This window comes from Bradyrhizobium sp. SYSU BS000235 (assembly GCF_049747295.1).
Taxonomy (GTDB): domain Bacteria; phylum Pseudomonadota; class Alphaproteobacteria; order Rhizobiales; family Xanthobacteraceae; genus Afipia.
In genome coordinates, this window is the sequence record NZ_JBMHJM010000004.1 from 12037 (window position 1) to 22640 (window position 10604).

The following is a 10604-nucleotide window of genomic DNA, read 5'->3' on the forward strand; positions in this document are numbered from 1 at the left end:
TCGGGCATGGCATCGGTTTGAGCGGCACAGTGAATTCGATACCGAATCTTGTGCTGCACCCGTTACACCGTCAATCGATCTGTCAAAGCGTCGCGATGTCATCGACGGTCAGAACCGATAGAAGGCCAGGAGCGCAAGGACGGTGCCTACCGCACCGACAATGCCGACAACACCTTCAGCGCTGACGTGAATGCCCCAGATTTGGATTTGGAATTTTGGCCGCTCAGACATTGGCGTAGCTCTCCATTTAAAACTTGAGAGCTTCGAATCGCCGCGGGCAGCAAGACTCATAACGACGATTTTTAATTTTGGCGCAAGGGGTGCTGACACCGTAGAAAATCAGGCTGACCGCGTTTTGCAAGTGGTGCACGTCGCCCCCTATATAAGTATTGGAATTGCTAGAGAATTTGCTCGTCATCGACACAGGGTAACTCCCGCGTCATCCCGCAGATTTCGGTGCATAACTCGCGATGCGGTCGTGTTGGCCCTCTGGTGAGTTTGTGATTTCATCTGGCCATGGAGGGATCATGTTGAGATTTTTTGCTGTCGCCGTCGCAATGCTCGCAGGTGCTACCTGGGTCGAGGCGGAGACCATTAACGTCAAATATTACGGCATGCTGGATCTGAAGAATTTCGCCTGTACCGACATCACCCGCAGCAGCTTCATCAACCGGGCCTGCTACGACAAGGCGCAGCAGTTCATGGTGGTCCAGCTCCAGGGCACCTATTACCCCTACTGTGAGATGCCGGCGACGACCTACGACGCCTTCCTGAATGCGCCGTCGATGGGCCGCTACTATAACGCCAGCATTAAGGGCACGGGCAGCGACGGCCCGTTTGACTGCCGGACGCATCGGAAGCCGACTTATTGAGCACGACGCAAGTTTATTTCCGATGTTCTCGTTGACGAACCTAGTGGCTTTTGCGGCTCAATAGGTTCTGCGCTCCTCTCATCAGGAGCGCTTATGAAACGAACACTTCTTGCTACGGCACTATTGATTTCATTCTCACCTCTTGCCCACGCGAAATGCGTCCTCCGCAAGGAAACCATGGGCAACGACCCTACCTGCACAGGTGCGGTCGGTTATGCCGATGGCGCCCGTGTCGGATGGTTTAACTGGAGAGGCGCTGCGGTTGCCTTCGGCGGCAAGTGCCAGCCTCACCGAACCCACGGCAAGCTCGTCAATTCCGACACCGTGTTTGTGGATGGACGCGCCCGCAAGCTGACTGACGATTGTCGCAGCACATTCTAGCGGGGAAGCATGAAGCCACGTCACTTATCCGTCCTGGCCTGCTTGAGCGTCCTCTCCTGCGGGCCTTCCACGAACGAACTCGCCGACGCCCTCGGACGCGACCCGTCAGAGCTTAGTAACGTCTCCTGTTCGGAGTCGGCCGGGCAACCCGGGTACACGTGCTCCTACACGGTGCGGGGCGATGACCTCACCCGGCGCGTCGTTAAGGGCGAGGACGGCTGGAAAGCCTTCTGAACGGTCACCACCTGAAATCGTAAGGGCTGCGTCTCTTCTCACGGGCCGCAGCCCTTCCCTTGAACCAGTACATCCATTTGCTGCCACTGCCCGCATCCCGCGGGTCAAACGGCTCACCATCGAAAGCCCGCATGAACTGGTCCGCCTCGGCTTTGTCGGCGAAGGCGAAGACCGCGTAGCTGTTGTGGTCGTGGCTGTAGTAGTGCGTGGACTGCCACAGCTCACGGCCGAAGAAGCCACCCACTTCGGCCTTCCGGGATTCGTACAGCTTGGCGTTGATGGCGACCTGGTGTGGGCCACCTACCGGCGGCTTCCAGTCAGCCACGGGCCACCCGGGCTTCGCCAATCAGCCGGTCTCTTTCAGCGCAAAGCTCATCGACCTTGTTTTGCATGCGGTCGAGCAGCGCCTCGGCTGCAACAGTGCTGATTCCGGCAACGGTCAGCGTTTGGATGTCCTTGCGTTGACGGCGCACTTGGACGCGCATGCGCTCGATTTCTCGGCGCAGGAAGTCGAGCTTCATTGGAGATTTCCCGGATTTCTCGCAAAAGAACAAATCCAGAACCGAGAGTCAAGCTGGAACCGAAAATGAGCGTAATCACTAGTATAAAGGCTAGGCTGACACCAAGTTTGCCGGTGCCCTTGATTTGGGCGGAACGGAATTGGATATGCAGGGTGGACGAAGTCGTCATGGGCGCGTGTCCTTGAAGTTGGAGTACGCGCCTCCGGAATTATTAGGTCTTGAACACTTACTGCGTTGCACGACGCCCTAGAGGGCAACGAGAAGCCTTTTCCGTTCCAAAACCCTTCCCCCTATTGCTAACCGGACATCTGCGATGAACGCCGCCAGTGAAGGCAGCTTCTGATTTGCACGCACCGCGCACTTCGCGGCACGCCGGATTGCATAAAGGGGAATTCCTCCAGCTCCCCGCACCACACCGCGACCTGGGCTTTAAGCTTGCCCTCATCCCCGGTGTAGACGTTAAAGCCGGCGAACAGCTTCCCGATGACGATTTCCAATGCCTGCCCGCGATCACGCGCAGGCTGAAGGATCTCAGAAAGGGATTGCACCGACCGGGATACCGCTGCCCTCTCCTGCTCGGTCAGCGTCGGTTTCACCGGGGCCTGCCCCCCACTGACGCCACCACCAGTCTGTGCCGCTCCATGGCGGTTAGCCACGCTTGAACGGAGGGCGGCAGTAAGTCCGCTGTCAGAGCGATCGCCATTCGTTCGGCCTCGTCGGCTGTTTTCACCATCACACCAGTTCTGCCAGGTACTAAGCCAGTCGCGCTTAATGCCGCCACCCCTTGCATCGGGGCTTCGCCAGTATCGACAAAATTTCCGCCAGACATCGCTGCGAATTCTGGTGACCATCCGAGAGTGTCTGCGTAGTGACCGAAGGTGATTGGCGGCTCACCTCCGCTGTTTTGCAGAAACTCGTCGAGGCTGATTGCAGGCGCTCGTCCACGTCGGGATGCTTTCGTTGGTTGGGGGGATACAGGGGGAATTACTTCATCGGTATTTGTTCGATCAGTCTTAGTAGTGGTGGATTTTCCGGCGACGGATGTGTGGAGCCTGATGACTGCGGGGATCATGTAGCCACGGGTGTCACGAGGTTGCTCTTTCGAGACCCAGCCAGCGTCGATCAGTTCCTTCATCGCAGCGCGACCGGCATCTCTGCCCTCGGTTGATTCATCAACAAGAGCGCCTTCGTAAAATACCAAGTCATCGGGTTTTGAGAACATGACGCTGTAAAGGCCTTTAGCCCGAAAGCTGATACGCTTATCCTTCAACAGCTCGTTACAGACGCGGGTGAAATTATCCTTGGGCTTTTCAAGCTTGAACATGTCGAACGTCCACCCGCTTGCCGAACTCTTTGATACGGGGCCATCATGGACGCGAAGCCAAGCCACGACACGCGCCTCCATCTTGTGATGCTCTAGGGCATCATCCCATTCACCGACCAACGGCTTTTCCAGCCTGCCAGGTTGCGAGAAGCTTCTGACCACCACTTGGGGTCAACGCTAAACTCGCCGCCGTCGCGCCACTGCCCTTCGACGGCAACGCGTGGCTTTATTGCAGGTGTGATTGCATCCATGCACCTTCTTTCTGTTGTTAGACCAACGCACCGTCATAAATGGTCGGGCCGATAAGGGTCCATGCTCACCGGCCTTGCAGTGAAGGTGAGTCAGACTATTGTATACGTCAACAAAAATTGGATTCAGAATCATGGCAACGCTTCGCGAAAAGCAAGATATTCTAGTTTACGAGCGGTTCATGACCTTTCGCACACCGCCGGTATTCTACCAACATCCCGAGCAAATTGATGGGCCGATTGCGTCTGGAACGTTCTTTCGAGTTGAACAAAGAATGTTCTTCATCACCGCGTTGCACACCATTACTGAATTTGGCTACAAGCCCGAACAATTCTTGATACCCAATAAGCCCTACAGTGATGATTTTATCAGCCTCGGAAACTGCGCACTTATAAAGCCTAGTGAATATAAATACGACGCATGCGTTCTTGAAATTTTGGACCTCGATGCAAAGCAAAAAATCGCTTCTGGCGGGTGGCAATTCTTGAGCCTCGATAATGTTCTAGACCCGGACAAAGCAATTGATTTTGTGCTGTTTGGCTTTCCGTACGCGATTAAGAACGAGGGAAAGGTCTCGAAACTGTATAAGTCGATTTGCGCTTATGCAGATCGCAAAGCAGCTCCCGACGATTACCCAGACAGGTTACCCGGCGGAACCGATTTATTCTTCGAGTACGGTACCATCGCGGACGATCACGAAGGAAATGAAGTCGAGGCCCCGAAATTGCCAGGTGCTAGCGGAGGTTCAGTTTGGGCGCTCCCACCAAGAAGCCCGGTATGGATGCCGCCCCGAGTTGTTGGTGTGCAGACCAGCTATCTGAAAGGTAACTACTTCCGCGCTGTAGATTGGAGAGTCGTCGCAAAGATTCTGGCGCTGACAGATGCAGCTCTTGCGAACGAGATCGTCAGCCGTTTTCAGACGAACTCCTAACGCACCGAGATACATCGTAAAATCACGTGCGGTATACATCCTCCTGAATCATGCTGATGCTCTCACTCACAGAGAGACATCACCATGCTTCAGAAAATCAGCTTCGCGCTGGTGACGAACCCGCGCGCGTCATTCACTCACTTCATCGAAAATGGCGGCATGGTAGCTGCCGTTGATAACCTGACCGAGATTGAGGAAGCCCCCGTCGGCGTCTTCTGCGATTTCCGCCGATGCCGTCGGAGACGCAGCTCTCCAGTGTGTTGCTGCTCGCTGAAATGGCGACGGCACAGAATCCAAAGGTCGAAATCACCTTCGGCCCAGGCACTTCACCCTTTGCGCCCGCGGTTATCGAACGACAACTTTCGTTCCCCATCCCGGAGCCAACGTGAACAAAGCCGTCTGCAATATTTTTGCAGGCGGCTTTTCTTTTGCCCGGCCGCGAATAGAAATCGGCCATGTCCGAAAAACCCCTCCGCATTACGTTCGGCGTGTTCTACGAGGATGTACCCAATCCGACGATTACAATCCGTCGCACCGGCACGGTGGTGCAGCATCGGAATTTCATGCGCATGAAGCACATCCGCGTGCTGATTGAGCAGCCCGCTGGAAGCATCGACACCACGCAGAAGCAGCAGAAGACCGTGAAACAGCTCATTCACATCGCGCTGGAGTTAAACGGCGTGTGCGCGGTGACCTTCATTCCCTGTGCGCCTCTGTGGTGTTACGAAACGCTCCGCTCTGACGATTGGGACAGCTTCGAAGATATGATGGAGTTGGAGCCGGTTGACTCTCGGAAGCTTTTTCTACGCCGTGCACCACCACACGCGAAGGAGATACGCCGTGCTCAAAATGTTGAAGTGGTACGTGCGCAAGTACCCGTACACCGGCCCGAGACTGACGGATAAAGAACTTGAGCTGCGCCTACGGAAACTTGAGGTGATGAGGTTCGTCGTCTGCATCGGTCTCGGTGGAGTCGTGACCAGCTTATTCCTGCCCTAATAGGTCGGCGCCTATAGGGACATTTTCCTCAAGATTTTTTCCGCACTCCCCTTGATGCGAATCGTGGCGCTCCCTAAGTTCATGGGTGGCGGGCCGTAACGGCCTGCCAGGTTTCCACGGTTGATCTGTGGAAAGCTCGCTAGAGCGCTGAGATGGTCAGTAGGCCTCGTTGCGCTGTCGATCACCCAGGTGATCGAACACGTTGCGTCTAAGACTTCTTCGAAAATGCTGCTTCTGGCGAGCTGGCACGTTCGAGGATCCTCCCCTGAAAGGGTTCAAAGGGATCTTCAACGTGCATGTTGACGCTTGGAATCCCTTCCCAATCAGGCCAAAGAAAAGGACGATTGAGATGGGGAACACCTTCCCTCACAGACTTTATCTAAGTGCCGCCATCGCATTTGCCGCTGGCGGAATGGCAATGACGGCCGGCATTCTCGCTGGCGACCCCTCCGAAATGCGCAGGCTGATGGATGCGTACCTTCACGGATTCCACGTGACGGTTATCGCAGTCATCGGCACGGCGGTTTGGGCACAGCTCAGGGGAGATTAGCCAACACGAAAAGCATCCAGCGACTTCCCGCTTTCGACCATCTCGGCTTTCAGCCAGTTCGGCTCAGCTCCACGGCCCGCCCATGATTTGGACGGGTCGCGGAGACTCCGATACTTGACTGTCGCCGAGGGCGGCCGCTTGCCTTCGCCTGGCTTAAAGCCAAGGCCGCGAATTTCTGCCTCCAATTCTTGTCGTCTCGCCTCCTTCGCAGCGTTATAGGCCGCGGTGATTTGCGGGTATGCCTCGTGCTGTTGTTGAAGATTCAGGGCTTTAAAGTCCGAGATGATTTTGCTCATCGCCTATTCTCCGTTGTCAGCAGACTAGGCTTTGCGTTCCACCATTCAACAGACGCGCAAGTGCATGAGAGGGCAAACAAAAGCCCCGGCAACTGCACGGGGCTGACTGACGGAACGGCTAGGTCCTAAACCATCTGCCAGCCGAGCAGCCTCGTCAGTGGCTACATGCTGGTAACAGAGCTATTCCCTACCAATGGACGCCTTCGCCCATAACGGAACAGAGCTTCCACTATTTCGTGACATCCGGTGGGTGGATGTGAAAAATCGCCTAAGAACGAAATCACGTATTAAACGAATCCTCTCGCAATCAGAGAATCCTGGCAATCAATATTTTATCCCCGTGTACGAGATGAAGGCGAACTGCCCAGCCTGTTCTACGGTTTTGAACCTGAAGTACACCTCACCCTGCATCCACTGAATGGCCCATGCCTTGGGAGCAATCTTGTCTGCAGCATCACATAGTTCGCGCAATCGTTGCGGCGATGGGCGGTCAGGTTTGATGACTTCAGAAAATGAATTGTTGCTCATCGCTTAATCAGGAAAGCATCCGGCTTCAACTTCAGCACCTTCATCAAATCCCGAAATGATTTTCCTCATGCCTGTCCTCCGTTGGGGGCAGATTCGTCCAAGCCGAGCGACCAATAGCGTTCTGGTGCTTCGACTACTTCCACATTGCAATAAATAGCGAACATGAGGGCATCTATGAGATGCTCGAAGCGATACCTCATGCAATCACCCTCGAACTCCATTCCCCAGCCGCCGTTCCGACCTCCAGCCAGGCGGTCAAGGCGATCGACCTTAAATTCAGGCGCGCTTACAACGACCTCGTGCTCATATTCCCAGAATTTGAAGCTCACTGTCTGCTCTTGGCGATTAGGAAAGCATCAGGTTTCAATTTAAGCGTCTTCATCTCATCACGCATCCAACGCGGCATCGAGCCGCGCCCCGACCAGGTCAACGTCCTGTCCTTCTTGCTGCGATGAGTGGCTTGTGGCTTCGCGCGTGTCTTCTTCACCACTGGACGGATGAATGACTTCACGTCCTTTCGGCGGAGCTGTGCCATCTCTGCTTCGAGCAACTTGATACGCTGCGCGCGGCTTTGCTCATGAACAGCTACCAGTTGGGGCAGCACGGCTGCCTGTTCCTCGATTGTAAGGGCTTTGAACTGGCTGGTGATGGATTGAGCAGCTTTAGGCATGGAACGCCTCCTATAACGTCCCAAAGGCTTAAAGCATGGTTGCAGGGAGTCAAACGCTGTGAGAGTTTGAGGTCGGAGCGCTTGCGTACTTTCCTTGAACAAGATTTACGCAGCGTTCCATTCTTTTTGCGATTAATCGTTGCGGTATACAACTTTCCGGAGCACGATTCAGTTGTTCAAGGAAAGAAATCAATATGCAAACCAAGACTATTCACGAAGGCACCGTCAGCTTCGAAGGTGTTGTTGGCATCGAGCGCCAAGCCTTTAGCCGCGCTGTCGATGCAGCCGAACGGCCTCTCCGTAAATCATTCTATCAATCCATGCGCCCCCCGCTTATTTCGGCAGATTACGGTGTCCGTGCTCGGCCGGAAAAGTTGGGCACAAAGACCGCCTCAGCATTTGCGGGGCGCGTCAATTACGAATTGGCCGCTAGGACTGCCGCAGCCATGAACCAGCCCATAGCCGCTCCTGTAAGGAGCGTGGAGGTGCAAAGGGCAATCGAGTCTCTTCACCCAGGCTACTTCATAGCGACAAACGAGTGTGAAGCTCCTCGCAACTACATCACCGCCCTTGAAGCCAAGCAGAGCGAGACAAGCGGGACGCAGCCTATTTCTGATCGTTCTTACTGAGTGTCACCTGATGGCCGCCGCCAAACCACACGATCTTTTCGCCACCGAGTGTGGCTGAAACCGCATTGTTGGCGGAGACGATGTTTGACGCTTTCATATCGAGATGAGAAATGGCGTCTTGTAGTCCAACACTTGCGAACTCACTGGAAAATTTATCTTTAAGTTCGTCCGCTTCAGCCTTGAATTCCTCGGCCTTGCTTTTGGCGTCTGCAGCCTGCTCCTGAGCAAGCTTGACCCGCTCTTCGAGGACACTTGCCTTATCCTTCAGCACCTCGTTTGAGGTTCGGGTCGCCTCGCTTTGCGCCTTTAGCGCCTCGTTGCTTGCCTTTAATCCCGCGAGTTCGGCGTTATGAACCCATCTTCCAAATCCATAGCCCGACCATAGAAACCCGATATAGCCACCAACAAGGATTGGGGCGCTCCAAATAACGAAAGACGGCGCCGAATGGTATAAGGCTAGTGCTGACTTCAAAAATTGATCAACATCCATCTAAAGCCCCCGAAGCAGTATTAGCCTTTTTAGCGCAGATGAGCGCGCTTCGACAGCAGTTCTCATCAACCCCGCACCACGATCGCCACGATACCGACAATGATGATGGCCGCAGCTATTCCCCAAAGCCTTTCTGCGCTGATACTCAGCCCCCACACACTCACCAGCAATTTATCCGACATAGGCAAAGCCCTTCCGTGGCGAGAAACGGCGCGAGTGATTGACAGTGTGCCTGGAGAGAGCAATTTTGGCACTGAGCGGCTTGTTGTTACCGTAGGATCGTGCGCGCCATCGATGTTCGCTGCACAGCCTTCGGCGGCAGACTAAGAGGCGTCAAAGACGGCGCTACCTTCTTCCGGCGAATGCAGCTGTAGAAAAAGCAACACAAAACAAGAGCCACAAAAGTACCGTCAGCGTCTGTCCTTCGATATCGGACGGCGAAGCGCGAGGTGCTCCTGAGGGTAAACAACGGCCAGCCGCTACCTGAACAACAGGGTCGAAAACTCGCACATAGGCCGACACGCCGCGGCTGAGGCCTCCGGCGGAGAGATTGGCGCCCTTCTCCGACTCCAGGTGCCGACCGCGGGAGTAGCCGTTGAGCGCCTGAGGAACGCCACCTCGGCCGACTGGGAACTGGCGAGCTGCGTCCCTTTCTCGGGGATGCCGACGAACTTGATGGTCCCGTTCTGTGCAGTGAAGAACTTGTCGACGCTGCTAGGGCCCGCGACGGTCCACTTGCCAGTGTCGGTGTCGAGCGTCAGCAGCCCGAAAGTCTTGCCTGAACGTCGCCTTCGATCCCAATCACGGTCCAGTAGACCATTGTTGCGTCCTTTCTTGGATGTGCCGGTGTGGCTCGCGGCGCTACGGGTGCGGTCAGTGATCCAGCTTCCAGAACCAGATCGGATCGGCGTTCCAATACGCTTCTCCGGCAGGCGCCGTGCCGTCCCACAGGTCGATGTGCCCCTGGCCAGGGAATCCCGGCACGTTGATGTAGGCGACTAACCCCTGCTTGCCATCGACCGATGACGGCGGCGATCCCGGATTCGAGAAGCCGTGATCGTAAAGCCCGAATACCTCCGCCTTGCGCAGCACGCCTGCGAGATCCTCGGCGCCCCTGACGTAGTCGTGCGGGCAGAGGTTGACCCCACCGGTCTTGAACTTGTCCTTGATCCCCGTAACGACCTGCGTGAGGGCTTCGCTCATCCGGATCGCGCATGTGTTGGGGAACTGCATGGAGCAGGAATGGATCTCCGTCGGACTCGTCTTGTAGACGCTACGCAGTTTTGTGTAGGTCGGCTTCGGCAAGGACAACGGCAGCAGCTTTTCGCGCAGCACGTCGCACAAGGTGCCTTCGTCGTCGACGATCTCGGCGTGCGGCCGGAGCCCGTTGACCGTATAGCCACCGATGCGATCGCCGCGCCCGACAAAGGCGATCACGTGCTTGCCGAGGCCGGCCGCGATCTCGAATTCGGCTTGCGTCCCCCGGGCTCCGGGCAGGATGACGATTACGTCGCCCGACGCCATGTTCAGAATATTGCGCGAAGCGGCGCCCTTGGGATCGGCACCGGGCAAGTGCGTGAAGATAGGCACTTCGATCCATGGATTTGGGTAAGGTACTTTCGGAGTCAGTGTGTATTTCGTGATCCTTCCTACCGTCGCGCTAGCAAAACCCGTGACCTCCCCCGGAATCACCCCGATTGAACGCCCGGATCGTCCCGGCGTTTCGCAAAACGACCGAGCAACGATCTCCATCGCGCCAAATCCGCCGCCGGTCAGGAGATCGCATCCAAGCTCGGCCACCATCCGTCCGACCAGCCGTGCGCGCCGGTCGAGATCCTCGGACGCGACGGGACTTCCACTCGCAGCCACCGCGATCGTCACCACGATATCGCCTCCCCTCGCTCGCGAGCGTCGTGCCCGACAATTTCGG

16 protein-coding genes are annotated in these 10604 nt (G+C 55.9%); 5 read left to right on the forward strand and 11 right to left on the reverse strand.

What is annotated here, in order from left to right; all coding sequences use genetic code 11:
* Positions 1 to 108: 108 nt before the first annotated feature.
* Entirely contained in the window at positions 109 to 231 is a 123-nt protein-coding gene (locus ACP0KA_RS27680; RefSeq protein WP_424632171.1) for a hypothetical protein, read from the reverse strand.
* 296 nt (positions 232 to 527) lie between these two features.
* On the opposite strand from ACP0KA_RS27680, the gene ACP0KA_RS27685 reads away from it, so the two are divergent.
* Complete coding sequence (locus ACP0KA_RS27685) at positions 528 to 872, forward strand: KTSC domain-containing protein (protein ID WP_424632172.1); 345 nt, start codon at positions 528 to 530, stop codon at positions 870 to 872.
* Positions 873 to 965: 93 nt separating this feature from the next.
* On the forward strand, positions 966 to 1253 hold the full coding sequence (locus tag ACP0KA_RS27690; protein ID WP_424632173.1) for a hypothetical protein: 288 nt from the start codon (positions 966 to 968) through the stop codon (positions 1251 to 1253).
* A gap of 238 nt (positions 1254 to 1491) precedes the next feature.
* Here the strand turns inward: ACP0KA_RS27690 and ACP0KA_RS27695 are convergent, their stop codons facing one another.
* From ACP0KA_RS27695 to ACP0KA_RS27710, 4 genes are all read right to left on the reverse strand, one after another.
* On the reverse strand, positions 1492 to 1812 hold the full coding sequence (locus tag ACP0KA_RS27695) for a hypothetical protein (protein ID WP_424632174.1): 321 nt from the start codon (positions 1810 to 1812) through the stop codon (positions 1492 to 1494).
* A complete protein-coding gene (locus ACP0KA_RS27700) occupies positions 1805 to 2008 on the reverse strand; it encodes a hypothetical protein (RefSeq protein WP_424632175.1) in 204 nt (67 codons plus the stop codon). The genes ACP0KA_RS27695 and ACP0KA_RS27700 overlap by 8 nt, the downstream gene beginning before the upstream one ends.
* 296 nt (positions 2009 to 2304) lie before the next feature.
* Positions 2305 to 2604 carry a hypothetical protein gene (locus ACP0KA_RS27705; RefSeq protein ID WP_424632176.1) on the reverse strand — a complete coding sequence of 100 codons (300 nt, stop codon included), beginning with the start codon at positions 2602 to 2604 and terminating at the stop codon, positions 2305 to 2307.
* Positions 2601 to 3332, reverse strand: coding sequence for a hypothetical protein (locus ACP0KA_RS27710; protein WP_424632177.1), 732 nt, complete (start codon positions 3330 to 3332; stop codon positions 2601 to 2603). Before ACP0KA_RS27710 ends, ACP0KA_RS27705 begins: the two co-directional genes overlap by 4 nt.
* 382 nt (positions 3333 to 3714) lie before the next feature.
* On the opposite strand from ACP0KA_RS27710, the gene ACP0KA_RS27715 reads away from it, so the two are divergent.
* Both ACP0KA_RS27715 and ACP0KA_RS27720 read left to right on the forward strand, forming a co-directional pair.
* Positions 3715 to 4512 carry a hypothetical protein gene (locus ACP0KA_RS27715; protein WP_424632178.1) on the forward strand — a complete coding sequence of 266 codons (798 nt, stop codon included), beginning with the start codon at positions 3715 to 3717 and terminating at the stop codon, positions 4510 to 4512.
* A 455-nt stretch (positions 4513 to 4967) separates the two neighbouring features.
* Complete coding sequence (locus ACP0KA_RS27720; protein ID WP_424632179.1) at positions 4968 to 5417, forward strand: hypothetical protein; 450 nt, start codon at positions 4968 to 4970, stop codon at positions 5415 to 5417.
* A 640-nt stretch (positions 5418 to 6057) separates the two neighbouring features.
* Here the strand turns inward: ACP0KA_RS27720 and ACP0KA_RS27725 are convergent.
* The 4 genes from ACP0KA_RS27725 to ACP0KA_RS27740 form a co-directional block, all read right to left on the reverse strand.
* Positions 6058 to 6357 (reverse strand): H-NS family nucleoid-associated regulatory protein, encoded by a 300-nt coding sequence (locus ACP0KA_RS27725; RefSeq protein ID WP_424632180.1) that lies wholly within the window; start codon positions 6355 to 6357, stop codon positions 6058 to 6060.
* Between the two features lie 324 nt (positions 6358 to 6681).
* A complete protein-coding gene (locus tag ACP0KA_RS27730; protein WP_424632181.1) occupies positions 6682 to 6885 on the reverse strand; it encodes a hypothetical protein in 204 nt (67 codons plus the stop codon).
* Positions 6886 to 6950: 65 nt separating this feature from the next.
* The gene (locus ACP0KA_RS27735) at positions 6951 to 7214 is read right to left on the reverse strand and encodes a hypothetical protein (protein ID WP_424632182.1); all 264 of its coding nucleotides are present in this window, start codon (positions 7212 to 7214) and stop codon (positions 6951 to 6953) included.
* Positions 7211 to 7555: an H-NS family nucleoid-associated regulatory protein gene (locus ACP0KA_RS27740; protein WP_424632183.1), complete on the reverse strand. Its 345-nt coding sequence runs from the start codon at positions 7553 to 7555 to the stop codon at positions 7211 to 7213. The genes ACP0KA_RS27735 and ACP0KA_RS27740 overlap by 4 nt, the downstream gene beginning before the upstream one ends.
* A 194-nt stretch (positions 7556 to 7749) precedes the next feature.
* On the opposite strand from ACP0KA_RS27740, the gene ACP0KA_RS27745 reads away from it, so the two are divergent.
* Positions 7750 to 8184: a hypothetical protein gene (locus ACP0KA_RS27745; RefSeq protein WP_424632184.1), complete on the forward strand. Its 435-nt coding sequence runs from the start codon at positions 7750 to 7752 to the stop codon at positions 8182 to 8184.
* Here the strand turns inward: ACP0KA_RS27745 and ACP0KA_RS27750 are convergent.
* Both ACP0KA_RS27750 and ACP0KA_RS27755 read right to left on the reverse strand, forming a co-directional pair.
* Positions 8162 to 8674, reverse strand: coding sequence for a hypothetical protein (locus ACP0KA_RS27750; protein WP_424632185.1), 513 nt, complete (start codon positions 8672 to 8674; stop codon positions 8162 to 8164). The genes ACP0KA_RS27745 and ACP0KA_RS27750 overlap by 23 nt on opposite strands.
* An 873-nt stretch (positions 8675 to 9547) precedes the next feature.
* Positions 9548 to 10558, reverse strand: coding sequence for a T6SS effector amidase Tae4 family protein (locus tag ACP0KA_RS27755; protein ID WP_424632186.1), 1011 nt, complete (start codon positions 10556 to 10558; stop codon positions 9548 to 9550).
* Positions 10559 to 10604 lie beyond the last annotated feature (46 nt).